This window comes from Yersinia sp. FDAARGOS_228 (genome assembly GCF_002073315.2).
Taxonomy (GTDB): domain Bacteria; phylum Pseudomonadota; class Gammaproteobacteria; order Enterobacterales; family Enterobacteriaceae; genus Yersinia; species Yersinia intermedia.
The window spans coordinates 4,020,929-4,044,675 of the sequence record NZ_CP020409.2 but is presented as its reverse complement, the minus strand read 5'-3'; the positions used below and the strand labels follow the sequence as shown (position 1 = coordinate 4,044,675).

Here is a 23,747-nt window from a genome sequence, read left to right as displayed (position 1 = left end):
ACATCATGAATTTACACGAATATCAGGCAAAACAACTGTTTGCTCGGTATGGCATGCCAGCGCCAACTGGCTACGCTTGTACTACACCGCGTGAAGCAGAAGAAGCCGCATCTAAAATCGGTGCTGGCCCGTGGGTGGTTAAATGTCAGGTGCATGCTGGTGGTCGCGGTAAAGCGGGCGGCGTGAAACTGGTTAACAGCAAAGAAGATATTCGTGCTTTCGCTGAACAGTGGTTGGGTAAAAACCTGGTGACTTACCAGACAGATGCTCACGGTCAGCCGGTTCATCAAATTCTGGTTGAAGCAGCGACTGATATCGATAAAGAGCTGTATCTGGGCGCAGTTATTGACCGTAGCTCCCGTCGTGTGGTGTTTATGGCATCCACTGAAGGCGGTGTTGAAATTGAGAAAGTTGCCGAAGAAACACCTGAACTGATCCACAAAATCGCATTGGATCCGTTGACGGGGCCGCAGCCTTATCAAGGCCGCGAATTAGCCTTTAAACTGGGACTGACCGGTAAGCAAGTTACTCAGTTCACGAAGATCTTTATGGGTTTGGCAACGCTGTTCCTGGAACGTGACCTGGCGATGGTTGAGATCAACCCGCTGGTGATTACCAAACAGGGCGATCTGATCTGTCTGGACGGCAAGCTGGGTGCTGATGGTAACGCCTTGTTCCGTCAACCAGAATTGCGTGAAATGCGTGACAAGTCGCAGGAAGATAAACGTGAAGCCGATGCGGCGCAGTGGGAACTGAACTACGTGGCGTTGGATGGCAACATTGGTTGCATGGTAAACGGTGCCGGTTTGGCAATGGGAACCATGGACATTGTGAAACTTCACGGTGGTGAGCCGGCTAACTTCCTTGATGTTGGCGGTGGCGCAACCAAAGAGCGTGTGACTGAAGCGTTTAAAATCATTCTGTCTGATGACAAAGTGAAAGCGGTTCTGGTTAACATTTTCGGCGGCATTGTGCGTTGTGACCTGATCGCTGACGGCATCATTGGTGCGGTTGAAGAAGTGGGCGTCAATGTGCCAGTCGTGGTTCGTCTGGAAGGAAATAACGCTGAACTGGGTGCCAAAAAATTGGCAGACAGCGGTTTGAATATCATTGCTGCGACCAGCCTGACAGATGCGGCTCAGCAAGTTGTAGCGGCAGTGGGGGCTAAATAATGTCTATTTTAATTGATAAAAACACCAAAGTTATTTGCCAGGGCTTTACCGGTAGCCAGGGGACTTTCCACTCCGAACAAGCTATTGCCTATGGTACTAAAATGGTTGGCGGTGTTACGCCAGGTAAAGGCGGCACTGAGCATCTGGGCCTGCCAGTATTCAATACTGTGCGTGAAGCCGTAGAGGCCACCGGTGCTACGGCATCGGTTATCTACGTGCCAGCGCCGTTCTGTAAAGACTCCATTCTTGAAGCTATCGATGCGGGTATCAAACTGATCATCTGTATTACTGAAGGTATCCCAACACTGGATATGCTGGTAGTAAAAGTCAGATTAGAACAGTCTGATGCACGGATGATCGGCCCGAACTGCCCAGGTGTTATCACCCCAGGTGAATGTAAGATTGGCATCATGCCAGGCCACATTCATTTACCGGGCAAAGTGGGTATTGTTTCCCGTTCAGGGACGTTGACCTACGAAGCGGTAAAACAAACCACGGATATCGGTTTCGGTCAGTCAACTTGTGTTGGCATCGGTGGTGACCCGATCCCAGGTTCTAACTTTATTGATATCCTGAAGTTGTTCCAGGAAGACCCGCAGACTGAAGTTATTGTGATGATCGGTGAGATCGGTGGTAACGCTGAAGAAGAAGCGGCTGCTTATATTAAAGATCACGTGACCAAACCTGTTGTGGGTTACATCGCCGGTGTAACAGCACCAAAAGGCAAGCGTATGGGCCACGCAGGCGCCATCATTGCGGGTGGTAAAGGTACTGCGGATGACAAGTTCGCTGCGCTGGAAGCTGCCGGTGTGAAAACTGTCCGCAGTCTGGCTGAAATCGGCAATGCCGTTAAAGCGGTATTACCGCAGTAAGTCATTAGGTGCGATGTTAGTTTGATAACTAACTCAAGATAGAGGCCACCTTGCGGTGGCCTTTTTTTGCCTAATCAGAACGTATTCAGGGCGGTGATTAGTGTTATATCAGTTTGTACTTGCTGCTTAGCCTGTTCAGTGCTGGCACTGGCAGCTTGTTGCTGCAACGTAGCCAATGCGGCATCGTAACTGGCTCTATCCTTAAACAACTTATCTTTGACGTTAATTGACGCAATATTGGTGTAGCGGCCATCTGCTGTTGCTGGCACTGAAATTTTACCGCTATTAATCAACTGCTTGACGATCTTCTGCTCTTTGTCAAAGCCTTCTAACCCGATTAAATGCCAGCGCTGCTGAGCTTTACCCTCATATTTTCCAGCTTTAATATCAGTCAAATAGCGAATGGTCAGATTACGTATTGTGCCGTCTTCCTCACCGTATTGCGCTTTACTGTCAGACAGTATCTGGAATTTCTGTCCTTCCAACGCGCCACCTTTTTGCGTCAAATGCCCCATCCGGTAACTGTTCATTCCCAGATGAATAGGGGTGCTATCTGTAACAGGTGTACCGTCATTGAGGCGTAGGTTGGTAATGCGCGAACCTGTTGGTTTACGCAAATCAATGGCGTAGGTCACACCATCGAAGAAGTCATTGGTCGAATATTTTGAGGCGCGGCGTTGCGGATTAAAACTGTAGGTGACATCGCCCGCTTTAACCTGATTAAAGTAATCAGCCGACCATTCCATATATTGTTTTAACGCTTTGCCGGTCAGGGCATAAACGGTGATTTCACCGCCGGCATATTGATAGTTAAAAGCAATGTCTTTAGCGGTGATATCACCGACATCCAGTTTCGGATGGTCATTATCAATTTGTAAGGCAATAACCTGCGCCTGAGGAGCATAATAATGCGCCGCCTCCTGATACAACGCGCTGATACCGGTATCCTGAATATGGACCTGAGGAATACCTTTAATCTCATCGGCCGGTACCAGATTACTGCCGCTCAAGGTCGCAATTACCCGATTAGCATTGGCGCGCAAAATATCATGATAAGGTTGGTAAATCGCTTCCAGCTTTTTATCAGACTCGACCCCCTTGATCGGATAGGTATAGCTGTTTTTATCCACCAGATGATATTTACCCTCACGCTGCTCAAATTTCAGGTCAATGCGGGAGAGCGCGCGGCCATATTTATCCGGTTCAGTGATAATGACACCGTTAACCACTGCTTTATCAATCTTCACATGCATATGGCCTGCGACAATGGCTGCCAGCTCTGGATTGGCCTTGGCGATATCGCCAACCCCGGTGCCGGGGCGCTGATTCTCATTATCGACGCCCATATGGGCGACCAACACGATGGCGTCTACCTGTGGTTCTATCTGCTGAATAACCTTTTTTACTTCTTGCACTGGATCGGTGAAATGGATGCCATTGATACGGTCAGTACCCTGTGCGAACTCCGCAGTCATTGGGGTATCCATACCAATAATGCCGATTTTCACCCCCTGACGTTCGATGATTTTATAAGAGGGGAGGTAAGGCTTACCCGAATCCCAGAAGATGTTCCCCGCCAGTGCCGTGCCATCAAATTGTTTTAGTGAAGTGGAAAGGGCTTTCAGGCCAAAATCAAACTCGTGGTTACCCATCACCCAGGCATCATATTTCAAGGCATTGAAGCCGAGAATCATCGGGCTGATTGGCTCATTTTTAAAGGTTTCAACAAAGTTGCCCTGAAGGGTATCACCGGCATCAACCAGAATCAGATTCGGTTGTTCAGCACGTATTTTTTGCACTTTAGTGGCTATCTGGCTCAGGCTACCAGCCAGGTTCTCAGTGTCGCTGGCATAGTCCCACGGCACAAAAGTGCCATGTAAGTCAGAGGTACCCAAAATAGTGATATCGACTTGTTGCGCAGCGATGGATGCAGTATTGACACAGAGTAATGTGGTGAGCGCTATTTTTTTCATTGTAGGAGATTCAATATTTTATCAAGAAATAGCATTTCATCATGCAACAAAATGGCAACACTTGCGAACGCTTCCCTCAACCTAGACTAATATATTCATATAAAACTCGGAATTGTGATTTAACTCACCCTGAGTCTAATAAATTTAAACGTTAACCTGGATCGCATAATAATGAACTAATAATGCATTAGATAAACCATAAAATTACATCTCATTAACAGTTCAGGATTATATAAAAACAATCGAACTTTTAATTAACATGAAAAAGAATTAATTGTTCTAAATCAAGTTTTGAATATGGCAATAATGTTCATATGAGCTTAAATTGTTCTGGATCAAACTACGGCCAGATGGGTAAATGACCTGTTTGTTGACCTGTATCCAGAACTCAAAGCTGGGTCACGTAAAATCCTATTTATTGTGTGGGATTAGAAGCGTACTATTACCACGGTGTAATACTGGGTAGTTGATATTGTTATTTTTGTTGTGTTTTTTTGGGCATTCACTGCGGGTAATTGCGGGGCTTCCAATTTAGTTAGCGGAAGCTCAGTTGCCGCAAGTCGGAGTCTTCCTGCGAGGAGCAAGGAGTCAAGATGTTTGATATTGTCGAACTGTCACGGTTACAGTTTGCCTTAACGGCAATGTACCATTTCTTATTTGTCCCATTAACGCTGGGTATGGCGTTTATGTTGGCAATTATGGAATCGGTTTATGTGCTGTCTGGTAAACAAATCTATAAAGATATGACCAAATTCTGGGGCAAGTTATTTGCTATTAACTTTGCTCTGGGGGTTGCTACTGGTTTGACCATGGAGTTCCAGTTCGGGACTAACTGGTCATATTTCTCACATTACGTCGGTGATATCTTCGGTGCCCCTCTGGCAATCGAAGGTCTGATGGCGTTCTTCCTGGAATCTACTTTCGTCGGTCTGTTCTTCTTCGGATGGGATCGCCTGAGTAAACATCAGCATTTGGCTGTAACCTGGCTGGTTGCATTAGGCTCTAACTTCTCTGCGTTGTGGATCTTGGTTGCCAACGGTTGGATGCAAAACCCGATTGCATCTGATTTCAACTTTGAAACTATGCGTATGGAAATGCTGAGCTTCTCTGAACTGGTTCTCAACCCAGTTGCACAGGTGAAATTCGTTCACACTGTAGCGGCAGGGTATGTTACTGGTGCGATGTTTGTGCTGGGTATCAGCTCTTACTACCTGTTGAAAGGCCGTGATATTCCGTTTGCCAAGCGTTCCTTTGCAATTGCTGCGAGCTTTGGCTTGGCTGCCGTATTGTCCGTTATCGTGCTGGGTGATGAATCTGGTTACGAAATGGGTGACGTGCAGAAAACCAAACTGGCTGCAATTGAAGCTGAATGGGAAACCCAACCGCCTCCGGCAGCCTTCACCCTGTTTGCTATCCCGAATCAGGAAACCATGGAGAACCGGTTTGCTGTTCAGATCCCATTTGCACTGGGCATTATCGCTACGCGCTCACTGGATACACCAGTAACTGGCTTGCGTGATTTGATGTCGCAACATGAAGTGCGTATTCGTAATGGTATCCAAGCTTACAGTCTGCTAGAAAAATTACGTTCAGGTAATACTGACCCTGCTGTGCGTGAAGCATTCAGTAAGGCGAAACAAGATCTGGGCTATGGTCTGTTACTGAAACGTTATACACAAAACGTTACCGATGCGACTGAAGAACAAATTAAGTTAGCAGCTAAAGACTCAATCCCACGGGTTCTGCCGCTGTATTTCGCGTTCCGCATCATGGTTGCCTGTGGCGTGCTGATGTTACTGATCATTGGTCTGTCCTTCTATAATGTGATTCGTGGTCGGATTGGTGAGAAGAAATGGTTACTGCGTGCCGCACTGTTCGGTATTCCGTTGCCGTGGATTGCAGTAGAAGCAGGTTGGTTTGTGGCGGAATATGGTCGTCAGCCATGGGCTATCGGTGAAGTGCTGCCGACAGCAATTGCAAACTCATCAGTCACCGCTGGGGATATTCTGTTCTCCATGGGGTTGATCTGTGGTCTGTACACGCTGTTCCTGGTTGCAGAAATGTACCTGATGTTCAAATTCGCGCGCCTTGGGCCAAGTAGCCTGAAAACGGGCCGCTATCATTTTGAACAGCCGACTGCCCCAGTGCAGGAAGCACGGTAAACAGGAGTCCACTTATGTTTGATTATGAAGTATTACGATTTATCTGGTGGCTGCTGATCGGTGTGCTGCTGATTGGGTTCGCAGTAACCGATGGTTTCGATATGGGTGTCGGTATCCTGCTGCGCATCATCGGTAAGAATGATACAGAACGTCGTATTATGATTAACTCGATTGCCCCTCACTGGGATGGTAATCAGGTTTGGTTGATCACTGCGGGTGGGGCGCTGTTTGCTGCCTGGCCAATGGTGTATGCAGCCGCATTCTCCGGCTTCTATATTGCGATGATTCTGGTATTGGCTGCGTTATTCTTCCGTCCGGTCGGTTTTGATTACCGTTCTAAGTTGGAAAATAACCGTTGGCGCAATATGTGGGACTGGGGCATTTTTGCTGGTAGCTTCGTGCCAGCAGTGGTCTTCGGTGTGGCATTCGGTAACTTGCTGCAAGGCGTACCGTTCCATATGGATAGCTACATGCGCTTGTTCTACACCGGTAACTTCTTCCAGTTGCTGAACCCGTTTGGTTTACTGGCGGGGGTTGTCAGCTTAACCATGTTGGTAACGCAAGGTGCTACTTATCTGCAAATGCGTACCCGTGGTGAGTTGCATCTGCGCTCCCGTACTGCGGCTCAGATCTCGGCTCTGGTGATGAGTGTGGCCTTCCTGCTGGCCGGTATCTGGTTAGTTAAAGGTATCGATGGTTTTGTTATTACTTCAGCTTTGGATACGGCGGCTGAATCTAACCCGATGCGCAAAGAAGTTGCACATCAGGCTGGTGCATGGTTGATTAACTTCAACAAGTACCCAAGCCTGTGGGCGCTGCCAGCTCTTGGGGTTATTCTGCCACTGTTCACCATTTTGCTGTCGCGTTTTGAAAAAGGGGCTTGGGCCTTCCTGTTCTCATCACTGACTATTGCCTGTGTGATCCTGACTGCCGGGGTAACTATGTTCCCGTTCGTTATGCCATCAAGCACTGTGCCAAATGTCAGTCTGACAATGTGGGATGCAACATCTAGCCTGTTGACGCTGAAAGTGATGACTATTGTTGCGATAATCTTTGTTCCTATCATCTTGCTGTACACCAGTTGGTGTTACTACAAGATGTTCGGGCGCATTGATAAAGATTTTATCGAAAACAACAAGCACTCACTGTACTAAGGAGCATAAAGCATGTGGTATTTTGCCTGGATTCTAGGGACACTTCTGGCCTGCTCCTTTGGTATCATTACTGCTCTGGCGCTGGAGCAGAGTGAAGCCAATGCAGCAGCGAAGGCCGCTAACAACGGCAATGATGATGTTGTCCGATAAGTTATACGATTTAATGGATAAGGGCCCTTTTAGGGCCCTTTCACTGGTGCTCGCCTTTGCTGTGGCATTCTGTGTGTTTTGGGACCCTTCGCGTTTTGCGGCGGCAACCAGTTCACTTGAGGTCTGGCAAGAGGTGTTTATTGTGTGGGCGGTTTGTACTGGTGTGATTCATGGGGTTGGTTTTCGCCCTAAGCGGATGTGGTTGCGTGCTTTTTTCTCACCACTTCCAGCAATTGTGATCTTGGGCGCGGGATTATTCTACTTTTTTGTCTAATCTGTACATGTTTCGCCTAATTTGAACACAATCTATCCTTATGGGCCACTCGGCCCATAATTATTTTCGTTCTATTCTCTCAAGTGATTCCAAAGCTTAACGCTCTTCAGTATAGTGTGTCCGTTAACTGCATTACTGGGAAGTAGAGTGAGTAATACGTTGTTTCGATGGCCGGTACGTGTCTATTTTGAAGACACCGATGCTGGCGGCGTGGTATACCACGCACGCTACGTTGCCTTTTATGAAAGGGCGCGCACTGAAATGTTGCGCCAACGCAATTTTCACCAGCAGCAATTGCTCAGTGAGCATGTCGCTTTCGCTGTCCGCCGCATGACGGTAGAATACCTGGCACCAGCACGTCTTGATGATATGTTGGAAGTTCAGAGTGAAATTACCGCAATGCGTGGGGCTTCTCTCACGTTTGCTCAACGAATTCTCGACACACATGGCAATCTTCTGAGTAGTGCAGAAGTATTGATCGCATGTATCGATCCACACCAAATGAAGCCAAGAGCGCTTCCTAAGTCTATTGTCGCGGAGTTTAAGTAGTGGCTGACATGAACATTCTGGATTTATTCCTGCAGGCAAGCCTATTCGTTAAGCTTATCATGCTGGTATTAATGGGCTTTTCTATTGCTTCATGGGCGATCATCATTCAACGAACGCGTATTCTGAATGCTGCCACCCGCGATGCAGAAGCCTTTGAAGATAAGTTTTGGTCCGGTATTGAGCTGTCTCGCTTGTATCAGGAAAGCCAGGCTCGCCGCGAGACCCTCGGGGGCTCCGAGCAGATTTTCCATTCTGGATTTAAAGAGTTTGCCCGTTTACATCGCGCAAACAGCCATGCACCAGAGGCCGTTATTGACGGAGCCTCCCGTGCGATGCGCATCTCAATGAACCGTGAATTAGAAGCACTGGAAACACATATTCCGTTCCTGGGTACTGTTGGTTCCATCAGCCCGTATATCGGCCTGTTTGGTACGGTATGGGGGATTATGCATGCCTTTATTTCTCTGGGTGCAGTAAAGCAGGCAACATTGCAAATGGTCGCCCCAGGTATTGCCGAGGCCCTGATTGCTACCGCGATCGGCCTGTTCGCCGCAATCCCTGCTGTTATGGCCTATAACCGTCTGAATCAGCGCGTGAATAAACTTGAACAAAACTATGACAACTTCATGGAAGAGTTCATCGCTATTCTGCATCGTCAGGCTTTTGCCAGCGCCGAGAGCAAATAAGTAGGGGGTTGTATGGCGCGAGTACGTGGTCGTAAACGTCGCGAGCTTAAGTCTGAAATTAACATTGTTCCCTTACTGGACGTTTTGCTGGTGCTATTGCTGATTTTTATGGCGACCGCGCCGATTATCACGCAAAGCGTTGAGGTGGACTTGCCTGACGCGACAGATTCAAAAACCGTTTCAAGCGATGACAATCCACCGGTGATTGTTGAAGTGTCAGGAGTGGGGCAATACTCGTTGGTGATAGATCACCAGCGGATGGAGCAACTGCCTTCAGAACAAGTTGTGGCCGAAGCTCAGGCCAGATTGAAATCGAATCCGAAAACCGTGTTCCTGATCGGTGGCGCTAAAGAGGTGCCTTATGATGAAATTATCAAGGCGCTGAATATGCTACATCAGGCGGGTGTAACGTCGGTGGGCTTAATGACTCAACCGATATAAATTTGCGTTGATACTGGTTGGATTGAGAGTCACTCCAGCCAGTAGATACCTTGTTTTTAGCAGTTCCGTTTTTTAGCAATAGATCGCGGACATCGAGTGTGGAAATCGAGCGTGGGTAAGGCAACCGAGCAAAATGATAAGCTGAATCGCGCCGTTATCGTGTCGGTGGTTCTGCACATCATATTGATTGCCCTGTTGATTTGGGGCTCTCTGACGCAGAAGACTGAAATGGGCGGCGGCGGTGCTGGCGGCGAAGTTATTGACGCCGTTATGGTCGATCCGGGCGCAGTGACAGAGCAGTATAACCGTCAGCAGCAACAGCAGACGGACGCGAAACGTGCAGAACAACAGCGCCAGAAAAAAGCCGATCAGCAAGCAGAAGAATTGCAGCAAAAACAGGCCGCTGAGCAGCAGCGACTGAAAGAATTGGAAAAAGAGCGTCTGCAAGCGCAAGAAGATGCCAAGCAGGCGGCTGAAGAACAGAAGAAACAAGCCGCTGAGCAGCAAAAACAGGCTGCTGAGGAACAGAAAGTTGCCGCCGCCGCTGCTGCAAAAGCGAAAGAAGAGCAGAAACAGGCAGAGGCCGCAGCCGCACAAGCAAAAGCAGAAGCCGATAAAATCGTGAAGGCACAAGCTGACGCGCAGAAAAAAGCAGAAGCTGAAGCCAAAAAAGAGGCGGCTGTAGCAGCAGCAGCGAAGAAGGCTGCTGATGCTGAGGCAAAGAAACAAGCTGACGCTGAGGCGAAGAAAGCTGCTGATGCTGCCGAGAAAGCAGCAACTGCCGCCGCTGAGAAGAAAGCTGCGGCTGATGCCGAGAAGAAAGCGGCCGCAGAGGCCAAGAAAGCTGCTGCTGATGCCAAGAAAAAAGCAGCTGCAGAAGCAGCAGCCGCAGCAACTGATGTTGATGATTTATTCGGTGGTTTAGCTAACTCCAAAAATGCGCCGAAAAGTGGTTCCGGTGCAGGTGCAGCTGCTGCGGGTAAAGGCGGTGGCAAGAAGAGTGGAGCATCAGTGGGTGATGTCAGTGGCTATTTGGGCCAGATCACTGCCGCGATCCAGAGTAAATTTTATGATGCAGATCTTTACAAAGGCCGTACCTGTGATTTGCGAATTAAATTAGCACCAGATGGTCTATTAATTGATGTTAAGGCAGAAGGGGGTGACCCGGCACTGTGCCAGGCTGCTATCGCTGCTGCAAAACAAGCGAAGATTCCTAAGCCTCCAAGTTCGGATGTTTATGAAGTGTTTAAGAATGCTCCGCTTGTATTTAAACCTCAATAAGGTTTGATTAAGAGGGGGATGACTTTGTTAATCAACCGTGGATTATGTAGTTTTGTTTGCGTTGGTTTGTTAAAATTCTGCTAATTATCGCGGGCATCCCGCTCGGATAAGGGAGATAAGATGAAGCAGGCATTTCGAGTTGCGCTAGGCTTTTTAGTTTTGTGGGCTTCTGTGTTACATGCAGAAGTTCGAATTGAGATTACCCAAGGGGTAGACTCTGCTCGTCCAATTGGTGTTGTTCCGTTTAAATGGATGGGGCCGGGTACACCACCGGAAGAGATCGGTGCTATTGTTGGCGCAGATTTACGTAACAGTGGCAAATTTAACCCAATTGATGCGGCTCGCATGCCACAACAGCCTTCAACTGCGGCAGAAGTAACGCCAGCAGCCTGGACTGCGTTGGGTATCGATGCTGTTGTTGTTGGCCAGGTTCAACCGAGTGCTGATGGTAGCTATGTGGTTTCTTACCAGTTAGTTGATACTTCTGGTGCAGCCGGTAGCGTTTTAGCGCAAAATCAGTATAAAGTAACTAAACAATGGTTACGTTATTCAGCGCATACTGCCAGTGATGAAGTATTTGAAAAGCTGACTGGGATTAAAGGTGCTTTCCGTACCCGTATTGCCTATGTTGTGCAAACCAACGGTGGCAAGTTCCCACACGAATTGCGGGTTTCTGATTACGACGGCTACAACCAATTTGTTGTTCACCGTTCTCCTGAACCTTTGATGTCACCAGCCTGGTCTCCAGATGGTAGCAAAATTGCTTATGTCACTTTCGAGAGTGGTAAGTCAGCACTGGTTATTCAGACGTTGGCTAATGGTGCAATCAGACAAGTGGCTTCATTCCCTCGTCATAACGGTGCGCCTTCTTTCTCACCGGATGGGACTAAACTGGCCTTCGCGTTATCTAAAAGCGGTAGCCTGAATTTGTATGTTATGGACTTAGGGTCTGGTCAAATCAGCCAGGTAACCGATGGCCGTAGCAATAACACTGAACCAAGCTGGTTCCCGGATAGCCAAAATCTGGCTTATACCTCGGATCAGGGCGGTCGTCCACAAGTGTATAAAGTGAATATTAATGGCGGTGCGCCACAGCGAATCACGTGGGAAGGTTCTCAGAACCAGAACGCAGATGTGAGCCCTGATGGTAAGTTCCTGGCATTGGTTAGTTCCAATGGTGGAGCACAACACATCGCCAAACAGGATCTAGAAACGGGAGCCGTTCAAGTATTAACGGACACGTTCCTGGATGAAACGCCTAGTATCGCACCTAACGGCACCATGGTTATCTATAGCTCGACACAAGGGCTGGGAGCTGTGTTACAACTGGTCTCGACTGATGGGCGTTTCAAAGCGCGTCTTCCGGCAACTGATGGACAGGTCAAATTTCCTGCCTGGTCGCCGTATCTGTGATGCATGTGTAAATACGTATGTATGGCAAACTATAAAAGGATCAAAGAGATGCAACTGAACAAAGTGCTAAAAGGGCTAATGTTGGCTTTGCCAGTTCTGGCAATCGCTGCGTGTAGTTCTAACAAAAGCGCAAATAATGACCAATCTGGCATGGGCGCTGGCACTGGTACAGAAAATGGCAGCAACCTGTCTTCAGAAGAGCAAGCTCGTCTTCAGATGCAAGAACTGCAAAAGAACAATATCGTTTACTTCGGTTTTGATAAATACGATATCGGTTCTGACTTCGCTCAAATGCTGGATGCACACGCTGCATTCCTGCGTAGCAACCCATCTTACAAAGTTGTTGTTGAAGGCCACGCGGATGAACGCGGTACGCCAGAATACAACATCGCGTTGGGCGAGCGTCGTGCAAATGCTGTGAAAATGTATCTGCAAGGTAAAGGCGTTTCTGCTGACCAGATCTCTATCGTTTCTTACGGTAAAGAGAAACCAGCAGTACTGGGCCATGACGAAGCAGCGTTCGCTAAAAACCGTCGTGCAGTTCTGGTTTACTAAGAGAATCGCATGAACAGTAACTTCAGACGTCACTTAGTGGGTCTGTCGTTACTGGTTGGCGTAGCGGTCCCATGGGCCGCTACTGCCCAAGCGCCAATCAGTAATGTCGGCTCCGGCTCGGTAGAAGATCGAGTCACTCAACTTGAGCGTATTTCCAACGCTCACAGCCAACTATTAACTCAACTTCAGCAACAGCTATCCGATTCGCAACGCGATGTAGATAGTTTACGCGGTCAGATCCAAGAAAATCAGTACCAGCTCAATCAAATTGTTGAGCGGCAAAAACAGATCTATCAGCAGATGGAGAGTCTGAGCGGTGGTCAGGGTGCGCAGGGTTCAGCTTCTGCGGCTACTGGTGCTGCGACAGATAATTCTGCGGCTGGAAGTTCCGATACTGCTGCCGCAGGCGCAGCGGCTGCTACAGCGGCACCTGCAGCAAGTACTGGTGATGAAAACAGCGATTATAATGCAGCCGTTTCTCTGGCTCTTGAGAAAAAGCAATTCGATCAAGCGATCACTGCTTTCCAAGGCTTTGTGAAACAGTATCCAAAGTCGACTTACCAGCCTAATGCCAACTATTGGTTAGGGCAGTTGTATTACAACAAAGGTAAGAAAGACGATGCTGCATATTATTATGCTGTTGTAGTAAAAAATTATCCAAAGTCTCCAAAAAGTTCAGAAGCGATGTTTAAAGTTGGGGTGATCATGCAGGATAAAGGCCAAAGCGATAAAGCGAAGGCGGTTTATCAACAAGTGATCAAGCAATATCCTAATACTGATGCTGCTAAACAGGCACAGAAACGTTTATCTGCTCTTTAGCCATTTTCGAGTCCAGGAATTGGTCATATTGACTAATTTCTGGACTTTGGCGAGTGAAGAACAAGCAGTTAAACGCTTCAATAGAAATTTAAGTTGCACTGTGAAGAGAAATTAGTAATATATGCCGCCGTTGCCAAGACAACTTGTAAAACGTTAAAGCAGCAGGAAATTATAGTAATCAGTATACATAATGGGTCGTTAGCTCAGTTGGTAGAGCAGTTGACTTTTAATCAATTGGTCGCAGGTTCGAATCCCGCACGACCCACCATTATGCAGAGTTATCAGGGTATCAAATCGTAGGGATGAGAGCCGTAAAGGTTCGAGCCGAGCGAAGCGAGACAGCAACGCGTAGCGCTGACCCGAAGGGCGAGTCCGCAGGACGAGTAATCCCGCACGACTCACCATTATATTAGGCAGTACCGCATTACAGCGGGTCGTTAGCTCAGTTGGTAGAGCAGTTGACTTTTAATCAATTGGTCGCAGGTTCGAATCCCGCACGACCCACCATTCTCCCCGCACGCCGGTTTGAATGTAAGAAGTTGAAATCAGCGCAAAGATTTTTCTTCCTGTTTTGTCTAAACAATACCCGAAGTGTGAGTAATCCCGCACGACAGGCACTGAATTGTCATCAGCAGTACACATAATGGGTCGTTAGCTCAGTTGGTAGAGCAGTTGACTTTTAATCAATTGGTCGCAGGTTCGAATCCCGCACGACCCACCATTATGTCAAGTAATCCCGCACGACAGGCACTGAATTTTCATTAGCAGTACACATAATGGGTCGTTAGCTCAGTTGGTAGAGCAGTTGACTTTTAATCAATTGGTCGCAGGTTCGAATCCCGCACGACCCACCATTATGCCACCTCTCCAGCTATACCTTTCCCCTGCAATTTTACTTATACTCCTTATCACAATATTCCAAAGCGCCAGCCTATAATTCTCTGACATCCCATCTGTATCTCATTTTTCCATCTAATTTTTAACTCTATTAAACATTTTCACCATTATCAGACAATTTTGGGCGACTTTTAGCTGGATATTGAGTATTTTGTTTAGGATAAAAAACAAATCAAGACTTACTGGCAGCCAGCAACGTTTGCTGACCCTGGAATAACTGGCAACAGAGATGTGAGCGATGAGTGAAACTTTTGATGTGAATGCGGCTATTTATCCATTTCCTCCACGGCCTGTCCCTTTGGATGAAGAGGAAAAAGCCTTTTACCGTGAGAAAATCAAAACACTGCTGAAGCAGCGCGATGCCGTGTTAGTCGCTCACTATTATACTGACCCCGAAATTCAAGCTTTAGCCGAAGAAACCGGCGGTTGCGTGGCAGATTCCCTTGAAATGGCTCGATTTGGTAATAACCATCCGGCGTCGACATTACTGGTCGCTGGCGTGCGTTTTATGGGTGAGACAGCCAAAATCCTAAACCCCGAGAAGCAAGTGCTGATGCCAACCCTGAAGGCAGAATGTTCGCTGGATTTAGGTTGCCCGGCAGATGAATTTGCCGCGTTCTGTGACAGCCATCCAGACCGCACCGTGGTGGTGTATGCCAATACCTCAGCGGCGGTTAAAGCCAGAGCTGATTGGGTAGTGACCTCCAGTATTGCGGTTGAGCTTATTGAACATCTCGATAGTCTGGGTGAAAAAATTATCTGGGCACCGGATCGCCACTTGGGCAATTACGTGCAGAAGAAGAGTGGGGCAGATGTATTGTGCTGGCAGGGGGCCTGTATCGTCCATGACGAGTTTAAAACCCAGGCATTAGCCCGCATGAAAGCACTGCACCCTGACGCTGCGGTGTTAGTTCACCCGGAATCACCTCAGGCAGTGGTGGATATGGCTGATGCTGTCGGCTCGACTAGCCAACTGATTCAGGCGGCAAAAACGTTGCCGCAGCAAAAACTTATTGTGGCGACTGACCGTGGCATTTTTTACAAAATGCAGCAGGCGTGTCCAGATAAAGAATTATTCGAAGCCCCGACGGCGGGTGAAGGTGCAACGTGCAGAACATGCGCGCACTGCCCGTGGATGGCAATGAATGGCCTCAGGGCGATTGCTGAGGGGCTGGAGCAGGGAGGGGTGATGCATGAGATACATGTCGATGAAGAATTGCGTCAGCAGGCGCTGATACCGCTGAATCGGATGTTGGATTTTGCCAACCAGTTGAAGTTACAGATTAAAGGCAATGCCTAAGTCGCAAATGACACAATTAACCTCAACACTTATTATTTCTCTCCGATAAAAGGATTGCCAGATGGATTTTCTCAGTACAAGCAATATATTGGTGCATATTCCACTGGGGGCGGGGGGATATGACCTTTCATGGATAGAGGCAATTGGTACCCTGTTTGGGTTGCTCTGTATTTGGTTTGCCAGCAAAGAGAAGATAATTAATTATCTGTTTGGCCTGATTAACGTAACGCTCTTTGCGGTAATCTTTTTCCAGATTCAGCTCTATGCCAGCCTGTTATTGCAGTTGTTCTTCTTCGTCGCCAATATTTATGGCTGGTACGCCTGGAGCAGGCAAACACCAGACAATCAAACTGAATTGAAAATTCGCTGGTTATCATGGCCGAAAGCACTGACTTGGGGCGCAGTGTGCGTGGCTGGTATCGCCTTAATGACGCTGCACATCGATACTGTTTTTGCCTGGTTGACCCGTGTCGCCGTGACCGTGATGCAGCATTTGGGTGCTGATGTGCAAATGCCTGAGCTACAGCCTGATGCGTTCCCATTCTGGGATTCCACCATGATGGTGCTATCCATTGTGGCGATGATCCTGATGACACGCAAATATGTTGAGAACTGGCTGATTTGGGTGGTGATTGACGTCATCAGTGTGGCGATTTTTGCCTATCAGGGGGTTTATGCGATGGCTCTGGAATACGTGATACTGACACTGATTGCCCTAAATGGCTCTTGGTTGTGGATGAAGAGCGCAACCCTAAATCATTCACGTCCGTTATCGGCACAGAGTTAATAACGGCTCAGGCAGGCCACCTTTCATCGAGTTTCTTCCCGTTGAACGCGTGGCCTGATTAACCATTAATGATGATGGTGGTGCCCGCCGCTACTGGCGGTGTGATTAATACCACAATCCGGTGCTTTGCACTGCTGATATTCCATTTGAATGGTGGCATGCCCAATATTGTAGTGATGCAGTAAATGGTGCTCGATACGATGCAGTAACTCATCGTTATCCATGGGGGGGATAACCTGCACATGCAGCGTCATTAGCCGTTGCTCGCCAACTTGCCATAAGTGAATGTGATGGACATCCCTCACTTCATATATGCTGGCGCATAAATCCTTGCGCAATTTGTCGATATCAATCTCTTGCGGCGCGCCCTCCAACAGTTCGTGAAAACTCTCTTTCAGCAGCCGCCAGGCGCTGCGTAGCACCAACGCTGAGACCAATACCGATAATATCGGGTCAATCGGTGTCCAACCGGTAGTCAGAATCACCACCGCAGCCACAATCGCCCCAACGGAACCTAATAGATCTCCCAGGACATGTAAGGCTGCGGCGCGCACATTGATATTCTTTTCTTCCTCGCCACGATGCAGAATCCAGAAGCAGAAAATATTCGCAAATAAGCCGGCGATGGCGATGATTAACATCGGCACCCCCATCACTTCATGAGGAGAAAAGAAACGCCGCACCGCCTCCCAGACAATCAATACCACAATCAACAATAATGCAGCAGCGTTGACGAACGCCGCCAGTGTGGTCAGGCGCAAATAACCAAAGGTATGGCGGGCGTCTGGTTTACGCCGAGAGAAATGTACTGCCATCAATGCGATAAATAATGCGGCGGAGTCTGTCAGCATATGCCCGGCATCTGCCAATAACGCCAGCGAACCCGATAGCCAGCCGCCAATGGCCTCCACCACCATAAATAGGCTGGTAACCACAAAGGCTATCAGCAGGCGTTTGCTGTTGCTGTCTTGGGGGAAAAATGAAGATACAGCCATATTGATCCTTGAACCATAAGAAGTGTGCGCTGAACTGTCGCGTTATGTTAACTCTGACAGGGTTTGATTCAAGCCTTGAATTAACTGCTCTAATAGATTTTGCAGTTGAGTATAAGCCGCAGGGGTGATTTTCCCTTGCTGGCATTGGCTAATTAACTGCTGGCATAGTGCGGCTCCAGCGGCATTTTGCAGTATCAGAAAACTGCCCTTCACTCGGTGTAATACCGGTGTCCGGGCCGCTAGTGGCTGTTGTGCCAGTGCAAGTTGTTGGCTGTCATGCACCACGGAATCAAGTAGCGTCACTGTTAACTTGCGCACCATGATTGGGTCTTGATTACCCAACCGTAAGAGCGTTTCCCGCAGATTATCGTTAACCTGCTTTTCTTCGGTCATCACGGTTTGTATGCGTAACACCTGCTCAATGTCACTGAGTATCACTGGCTTGGTCAGCCAATGGTCGATAACAATATTCCCTGGACGGATATGGGTAAATTCTTGTACATCAGCTGAACAAAGGATGATTTTTGCCGCCATACACTGAGATTGGCGCTCCTGTCGGCGAATGATCCGCGCGAGGGTAAAACCATCCAAAGTGGGCATATTGTAATCGACAAACAGCATATCGAAAGGCTGCTGAGAATGCGCGTGTAATAGCTGGCGGCCATTATCAAACAGTTCAGATTCAATACCAAAATGCCTGAGTTGTTGTTGCATCAGCAGCAGATTACTCGGGTGGTCATCAACTATCGCGACACGGGAGGGCGGTAGATATAACATGCCAGTCGATGCTGTTGCGGGCTTCATTATGGCAGCCGATGTCGTCTCCACGGCAACCCATAATTGGACGGTGACCACCGTACCCTGATTCAGCTCTGAGGTCAGACTGATAGTGCCATCCATTCGATCAATCAGCTCCTTGCAGATCGACAAGCCTAAACCACTGCCTTGAATCATCAGATTGTTGCTGGTCTCAACCCGATAAAAGGGCTGGAACAGGTGGGGTATTTCCGCAGCGGCTATCCCACAACCACTGTCTTCCACCTGCAATATCAACTCTCCTTGCCCCTCGTGCTGCGGTTGCCACGCCATCCGAACATTAATTTCACCTTGGCGGGTAAACTTAATGGCATTGTTAATTAGATTGTTCATGACCTGAAGTAAGCGACCGCCATCAAGCAGAACTCTTTCAGGTAAGTTATCGCTGTAACTGACATTTAAGGTTATTGGCCGCATACCCAGCAACGGTTGATAAACCGCGCGAATATGATTAATCCAAGGGATCAACGCAGTAGGTTGTGGTAATAGCTGTAACGAACCGGTTTCCAGCTTGGCATAATCTTGTAAGTCATTGAGCAGGCTTAGTAATGATGATGCTGAGCTGTAAATAACGGGCAAGTTACCCTGTGTGGCAGTGGTTGTTTTTAGCTCCAGTTCCAATAGACCAAGGATGGCATTCATTGGTGTTCGTAGTTCATGGCTGATGGTCGCCAGAAACTTACTTTTCATTTTATTGGCGGTTTCGGCTTGCTGGCGTGCCTGTTCCAAGATTTCTCGTTCACGCCGCTCTTTGCGCCGCTGAATAAAACGGCGGATCATTACCACTAAGAGCAATATCAACAACCCACCAAGGGTGCTAAACAACCATGTGGCAGGGGGCATCATGCGATTCTCATTCACCGCATCAATGATATTACGAGGATCGGACACCCATTCATCACGTAACGATTGCAGAGTGGCGGGGGGAATTTGTAGCAAGTTTTTATTGAGAATCGACAACAGTAACGGCGAGTGCTGGGCGACGCCAAAGGCCAACGGATAAGCAATGTTATCTGCTGCAAATGCCAGTTTGATTACGCCGGCATAGCGAGAGAGAACCATAAAGTTGGCCGAGATAACATTATCAATCAGCCCGTCTAACTGGCCATTAGCCAATGCATCATACATCGCTTTGCGGTTAGTAAAGACTATAGCCGTGGTTTGTCTGGGGATCAGTTGCTGACCTAAATCCCCTTCCACCACACCGAGGCGCTTGCCAGACAGATCTCCCCACGTTGAGACATCACGGGTGAACGCGTTGGTATACACCCCCCACAGAGCACGGTGAATGGGTATCGAGCTGTCATATTGTGCTTTGAAACCACTCGCTAGCGGCAGCAAGGCACGCATCATGGCCTGATTTTGTTGAACTTGTTGATCGGCCAACCGTGGGTTACTGCTCCAGACTGGCGAAAATTGCAGGCCAGTATTTTGCGCAATAGTATTGAGGATATCGACAATATAACCACGCGGTTGTTTATCGCTGTCACGATAAGTAAAGGGATAATCATCATCGATGGCGGCATAATAAACCACGGGGTGGGCCTTAACCCACTCTTGCTCCATGCGGGTGAGATCAGCATTGCCGGTATCGAGATAGCTGGGGATCTTTTTACTCCAGCGGCCCTGGATAGTATTCAGAACCTCCATTGGGGCGTTGCTGATAACGTGATCAAGCGTCTCTATCAATGCCGGGTTGGTTGCCGCAAACACCAGAGAGAGGCTGCCGGGTTTTATATCACTTTCAACTTGATAAATTTGCCCCAGTTGCAGTTGATCAATAATAAAGCTGGCACTGGTTTCATCGGCAATAAAGTAGTCGTTAAGGCCGTTTAACAGGGAGTAAATGGCTTGCAGGTTATTATCAAACAGTTGGTTATGCGGTATTTTATTCTGAATTTCATCGACCAACTGCATACCGGCCATTTTACTAATAGCAATGCGCGCATCAGCCGAGTTTAGCATCACCTGACGGCTATTCTGGCGGCTACGTAATACCAGTAATTTACTGACAAAATAGGGTTTTGATATAAATAAATTAGGATTTAATGCGCTACGAGGCAAACCCAACAACAGGTCGATATCACCTTGTTTTAATGCCTGATTCAGGGTTTTGGCGTCGGAGAAACCTATCACCACTACATTGGCACCGGTTGCCTGCTTAATATAGTTAAGGTAATCGGCATTCAGCCCGTACAGGTCGTGGTCGACAATAATATTATAGGGACTCACATTGTCGTTGAGGATGCCAACCCGCAAAGTAACATTGCGCCATGGATTATTGGGCGTGATAAACGGTGTGCTGGCTGGCATGTTCAGACTGCTAACTAAATTGTAGTGCAAAGCAGAGATCGCTTGTGCGGGCAGTAGCAGCAGGCTGAATTGAGCAATTAATAACAATACCAACCAGCATCTTCTCATGGCTGTAGCTCGTTAAATACGGCAATCAATGCCAGTAAATTTGCGGCACCGGTTTTATTGAGGATATTTTTCTTATGTGTGCTGACCGTTTTATTACTGATATTCAGTAACTCAGCAATATGTAAATTAGAATGGCCTTTACTGAGTAATCCCAATATTTGCAGCTCTTTCTGGGTTAAATGGTATTTTTCATTGTTAGGTGTGGAGCCGCTTTCCAGTGTACTGGCAGGGAACACTAATTGGCCCGCAATCACGTCACCAATGGCCTGCAATAGTTGATCCATCGGCTGCCCTTTATGCATAAAACCCTGAGCCCCAGCGGAATAAGCCATTTTGGCATAAACCTCTTCTTCCTGGGCGGTATAAATCATGATGGACTGCTGCGGATAGTGGCGGCGGATTTTGCGTAAAAACTGCAAGCCGTCAAGCTGTGGCAAACTGATATCCAAAATGAGCAGATCGAAGTGATATTCCGCCAATAAGGCCAACGCCTGCTGGTCATCAGCAGCGCAATGCAGGTGGTAGCGTTGGGTCGCGCGCATCAGCGCGGCTTCAAGGGCAACATGTACCACCGGGTGATCATCAACTAACAGTAACCTAGGCATAAAACGTATTAACCTTTAGGGATAGGAGGTGGTGATAACCGATTATGGCTCTTATTAATGATTTTATAACAAATAATAATCCAGATAAAAATTGATGGTTTCATTCAATAAGTTGATGTCTTATCGAGTAAACCGCGTTATTGCTATTTATCTGTACAGAATACCAAATGTAATAAAGAAGATTTACAGCGTTCAATTCACCAGCTAGATTGGTTCAACTAGATTGGTACAGATAGACGTCGTGCGATGATCGCCACAAGGCTTAATGGAAGAACTATGAATTACCTGAATGATGACCTACGGATTAATGAAATTAAGGAACTCCTGCCCCCTGTTGCTTTGTTAGAGAAGTTTCCAGCCAGCGAGAATGCGGCAAAAACGGTAGCCAAGACCCGCACAGCGATTCATAACATCCTGCGCGCTCAAGACGATCGCTTGTTGGTCGTCATTGGCCCATGCTCTATTCATGATACCCAAGCGGCCAAAGAGTATGCGGCCCGTTTGCTGACATTGCGTGAAGAGCTGCAAGGCGAGCTTGAAGTGGTGATGCGGGTTTATTTTGAAAAACCACGTACCACGGTGGGTTGGAAAGGTCTGATTAACGATCCGCATATGGACGCTAGCTACGACATCAATGACGGTTTGCGTATCGCGCGTAAGTTATTGTTAGATATCAACGAGAGCGGGCTGCCAGCAGCGGGTGAGTTTTTGGATATGATAACCCCGCAATATTTAGCTGACCTGATGAGCTGGGGTGCCATCGGCGCTCGTACTACTGAATCGCAGGTTCACCGTGAACTGGCTTCAGGCCTGTCTTGCCCAGTTGGTTTTAAAAATGGTACCGATGGCACTATCAAAGTGGCTATTGATGCCATTAATGCAGCCAGTGCACCGCACTGCTTCCTGTCTGTGACCAAATGGGGTCATTCAGCGATTGTAAATACCGCCGGTAACGACGATTGTCATATCATTCTACGTGGTGGCAAAGAGCCAAACTACAGCAGTGCTCATGTTGCTGCGGTTAAAGAAGGGCTGAGCAAAGCGGGCCTGGAACCACAGATCATGATCGATTTCAGCCATGCTAACAGCAGCAAGCAATTCAAAAAGCAGATGGATGTCAGTAAAGATGTCTGCAACCAGATTGCTCATGGCGAAAAATCGATTATGGGTGTGATGATTGAAAGCCATTTGGTGGAAGGCAATCAGAATCTGGAAAGTGGCGAACCACTGACTTACGGTAAAAGTGTCACTGATGCGTGTATCGGCTGGGAAGACACCGAGACAGTATTACGTGAGTTAGCAGATGCCGTGAAAGCGCGCCGCCAATAATAGCGAGCGGGCAAATAAAAACCCCCGGCATTGACCATGTACGGGGGTTTTTTAATGGTGTTAATCAGGGATGATTACTTCGCTTTGCCTTGGTTGGCAACCGCAGCGGCTTTAGCCGCGATTTCATCAGCGTTACCCAGATAGTAGCGTTTGATTGGTTTGAAGTTTTCATCAAACTCATATACCAAAGGTACGGCTGTTGGGATGTTCAGCTCAAGAATTTCATCTTCGCTCAGGTCATCCAGATATTTTACCAATGCTCGCAGAGAGTTACCGTGGGCGGCGATAATGACACGCTCACCACTGACAATGCGTGGTTTGATCACTTCATTCCAGTAAGGAATGACACGCTCAATGGTCAGCGCCAGGCTTTCTGTGGTTGGCAGTTCTGCATCGGTAAGTTTTGCGTAACGTGGGTCATTGCCGGGGAAGCGCTCATCGCTTTTTTCCAGCGCAGGTGGGGTGATAGCAAAACCACGACGCCACAATTTAACTTGCTCGTCGCCATACTTGGCCGCAGTTTCTGATTTATCCAGACCTTGCAGTGCGCCGTAATGACGCTCATTCAGTTTCCAGGTTTTTTCTGTTGGCAGCCAGGCTTGATCCAGTTCATCCAGCACACTCCACAAGGTGTGGATAGCGCGTTTCAGTACCGAGGTATAAGCGAAATCAAACGCGAAGCCTTCGTCTTTTAACAGCTTGCCCGCCGCTTTTGCTTCTCCACGGCCTTTCTCTGATAAATCAACATCATACCAACCGGTGAAACGGTTTTCATTGTTCCACTGACTTTCGCCGTGTCGTACCAGAACCAGCTTAGTTACTGCCATAGCGTTAACTCCTTTAATGTGAAACTCAATCTCTACACCCGTAGGACTTGAAGACGTCGTCTGACTATGCCAATTATCGTTGGGTATAGATTAATGTTCAATGATAACTATTATCATTATATTGCGGGATTGCCGCCAACAGCAATGGTTTGTGTTTAACCATAGCCAATTTTTTAGCGGAAGTTAAGCTCATTGGGGTTCCCGCGCTTACCGCCTTCCTGCCACTCGAATTATTTAGGGTATATAACCAATTAATAGATGGGGTATTA

At 47.8% G+C, this 23,747-nt stretch carries 21 protein-coding genes, 4 tRNA genes and 1 other RNA gene; 21 read left to right on the top strand and 5 right to left on the bottom strand.

Annotation, left to right across the window (positions count from 1 at the left end):
• Window positions 1–5 precede the first annotated feature (5 nt).
• Window positions 6–1,172, top strand: a complete 1,167-nt coding sequence (gene sucC / locus A6J67_RS18790) for an ADP-forming succinate--CoA ligase subunit beta (RefSeq protein ID WP_005188956.1) — start codon at window positions 6–8, stop codon at window positions 1,170–1,172.
• Window positions 1,172–2,044, top strand: coding sequence for a succinate--CoA ligase subunit alpha (gene sucD / locus A6J67_RS18785; protein ID WP_032907056.1), 873 nt, complete (start codon window positions 1,172–1,174; stop codon window positions 2,042–2,044). Before sucC ends, sucD begins: the two co-directional genes overlap by 1 nt.
• 74 nt (window positions 2,045–2,118) lie before the next feature.
• On the opposite strand, the gene A6J67_RS18780 is transcribed toward sucD, so the two are convergent.
• On the bottom strand, window positions 2,119–4,017 hold the full coding sequence (locus A6J67_RS18780; RefSeq protein WP_050297701.1) for a bifunctional metallophosphatase/5'-nucleotidase: 1,899 nt from the start codon (window positions 4,015–4,017) through the stop codon (window positions 2,119–2,121).
• Between the two features lie 593 nt (window positions 4,018–4,610).
• Here A6J67_RS18780 and cydA point away from each other — a divergent pair.
• The 18 genes from cydA (at window position 4,611) to pnuC (ending at window position 16,485) form a co-directional block, all read left to right on the top strand.
• Entirely contained in the window at window positions 4,611–6,179 is a 1,569-nt protein-coding gene (gene cydA, locus A6J67_RS18775) for a cytochrome ubiquinol oxidase subunit I (RefSeq protein WP_005188961.1), read from the top strand.
• A gap of 14 nt (window positions 6,180–6,193) precedes the next feature.
• Window positions 6,194–7,333, top strand: coding sequence for a cytochrome d ubiquinol oxidase subunit II (cydB, locus tag A6J67_RS18770; protein ID WP_005188967.1), 1,140 nt, complete (start codon window positions 6,194–6,196; stop codon window positions 7,331–7,333).
• A 12-nt stretch (window positions 7,334–7,345) separates the two neighbouring features.
• Window positions 7,346–7,483: a cytochrome bd-I oxidase subunit CydX gene (gene cydX, locus A6J67_RS18765; protein ID WP_004712290.1), complete on the top strand. Its 138-nt coding sequence runs from the start codon at window positions 7,346–7,348 to the stop codon at window positions 7,481–7,483.
• Entirely contained in the window at window positions 7,470–7,757 is a 288-nt protein-coding gene (gene ybgE / locus A6J67_RS18760; protein ID WP_170930806.1) for a cyd operon protein YbgE, read from the top strand. Before cydX ends, ybgE begins: the two co-directional genes overlap by 14 nt.
• A 147-nt stretch (window positions 7,758–7,904) precedes the next feature.
• A complete protein-coding gene (ybgC, locus tag A6J67_RS18755) occupies window positions 7,905–8,306 on the top strand; it encodes a tol-pal system-associated acyl-CoA thioesterase (protein ID WP_032907060.1) in 402 nt (133 codons plus the stop codon).
• Window positions 8,306–8,992, top strand: coding sequence for a Tol-Pal system protein TolQ (tolQ, locus tag A6J67_RS18750; RefSeq protein WP_005188971.1), 687 nt, complete (start codon window positions 8,306–8,308; stop codon window positions 8,990–8,992). The genes ybgC and tolQ overlap by 1 nt, the downstream gene beginning before the upstream one ends.
• Window positions 8,993–9,004: 12 nt before the next feature.
• Complete coding sequence (gene tolR / locus A6J67_RS18745) at window positions 9,005–9,433, top strand: colicin uptake protein TolR (RefSeq protein WP_004393306.1); 429 nt, start codon at window positions 9,005–9,007, stop codon at window positions 9,431–9,433.
• A 111-nt stretch (window positions 9,434–9,544) separates the two neighbouring features.
• Window positions 9,545–10,714 carry a cell envelope integrity protein TolA gene (gene tolA / locus A6J67_RS18740; RefSeq protein ID WP_105165849.1) on the top strand — a complete coding sequence of 390 codons (1,170 nt, stop codon included), beginning with the start codon at window positions 9,545–9,547 and terminating at the stop codon, window positions 10,712–10,714.
• Between the two features lie 120 nt (window positions 10,715–10,834).
• The gene (tolB, locus tag A6J67_RS18735; protein ID WP_042569406.1) at window positions 10,835–12,127 is read left to right on the top strand and encodes a Tol-Pal system beta propeller repeat protein TolB; all 1,293 of its coding nucleotides are present in this window, start codon (window positions 10,835–10,837) and stop codon (window positions 12,125–12,127) included.
• Between the two features lie 48 nt (window positions 12,128–12,175).
• Window positions 12,176–12,682, top strand: a complete 507-nt coding sequence (gene pal / locus A6J67_RS18730) for a peptidoglycan-associated lipoprotein Pal (protein ID WP_004393299.1) — start codon at window positions 12,176–12,178, stop codon at window positions 12,680–12,682.
• Window positions 12,683–12,691: 9 nt separating this feature from the next.
• Entirely contained in the window at window positions 12,692–13,501 is an 810-nt protein-coding gene (cpoB, locus tag A6J67_RS18725) for a cell division protein CpoB (protein ID WP_032907063.1), read from the top strand.
• Window positions 13,502–13,693: 192 nt separating this feature from the next.
• Window positions 13,694–13,769, top strand: a tRNA-Lys gene (locus A6J67_RS18720).
• A gap of 14 nt (window positions 13,770–13,783) precedes the next feature.
• A non-coding RNA gene (locus tag A6J67_RS18715) (RtT sRNA) lies at window positions 13,784–13,905 on the top strand.
• A 27-nt stretch (window positions 13,906–13,932) separates the two neighbouring features.
• Window positions 13,933–14,008 (top strand) — tRNA-Lys (locus A6J67_RS18710).
• A gap of 138 nt (window positions 14,009–14,146) precedes the next feature.
• Window positions 14,147–14,222, top strand: a tRNA-Lys gene (locus A6J67_RS18705).
• A 57-nt stretch (window positions 14,223–14,279) separates the two neighbouring features.
• Window positions 14,280–14,355: transfer RNA gene (locus tag A6J67_RS18700), tRNA-Lys, on the top strand.
• A gap of 281 nt (window positions 14,356–14,636) precedes the next feature.
• Window positions 14,637–15,698, top strand: a complete 1,062-nt coding sequence (nadA, locus tag A6J67_RS18695; RefSeq protein WP_005188982.1) for a quinolinate synthase NadA — start codon at window positions 14,637–14,639, stop codon at window positions 15,696–15,698.
• Window positions 15,699–15,759: 61 nt separating this feature from the next.
• Window positions 15,760–16,485, top strand: coding sequence for a nicotinamide riboside transporter PnuC (gene pnuC, locus A6J67_RS18690; RefSeq protein WP_005188991.1), 726 nt, complete (start codon window positions 15,760–15,762; stop codon window positions 16,483–16,485).
• 65 nt (window positions 16,486–16,550) lie between these two features.
• Here pnuC and zitB read toward each other — a convergent pair whose 3' ends face one another.
• Genes zitB through A6J67_RS18675 form a run of 3 tightly spaced genes read right to left on the bottom strand, consistent with a single transcriptional unit; the run spans window position 16,551 to window position 21,322 of the window.
• Complete coding sequence (gene zitB, locus A6J67_RS18685) at window positions 16,551–17,480, bottom strand: CDF family zinc transporter ZitB (RefSeq protein ID WP_005188993.1); 930 nt, start codon at window positions 17,478–17,480, stop codon at window positions 16,551–16,553.
• A 42-nt stretch (window positions 17,481–17,522) separates the two neighbouring features.
• Window positions 17,523–20,717, bottom strand: coding sequence for an ATP-binding protein (locus tag A6J67_RS18680; RefSeq protein ID WP_050288812.1), 3,195 nt, complete (start codon window positions 20,715–20,717; stop codon window positions 17,523–17,525).
• Complete coding sequence (locus A6J67_RS18675) at window positions 20,714–21,322, bottom strand: response regulator (RefSeq protein ID WP_005188997.1); 609 nt, start codon at window positions 21,320–21,322, stop codon at window positions 20,714–20,716. Before A6J67_RS18675 ends, A6J67_RS18680 begins: the two co-directional genes overlap by 4 nt.
• A gap of 276 nt (window positions 21,323–21,598) precedes the next feature.
• Here A6J67_RS18675 and aroG point away from each other — a divergent pair, with 276 nt between their 5' ends.
• A complete protein-coding gene (gene aroG, locus A6J67_RS18670; RefSeq protein ID WP_005189002.1) occupies window positions 21,599–22,651 on the top strand; it encodes a 3-deoxy-7-phosphoheptulonate synthase AroG in 1,053 nt (350 codons plus the stop codon).
• A 74-nt stretch (window positions 22,652–22,725) separates the two neighbouring features.
• On the opposite strand, the gene gpmA is transcribed toward aroG, so the two are convergent.
• A complete protein-coding gene (gene gpmA, locus A6J67_RS18665; protein WP_005189004.1) occupies window positions 22,726–23,478 on the bottom strand; it encodes a 2,3-diphosphoglycerate-dependent phosphoglycerate mutase in 753 nt (250 codons plus the stop codon).
• Window positions 23,479–23,747 lie beyond the last annotated feature (269 nt).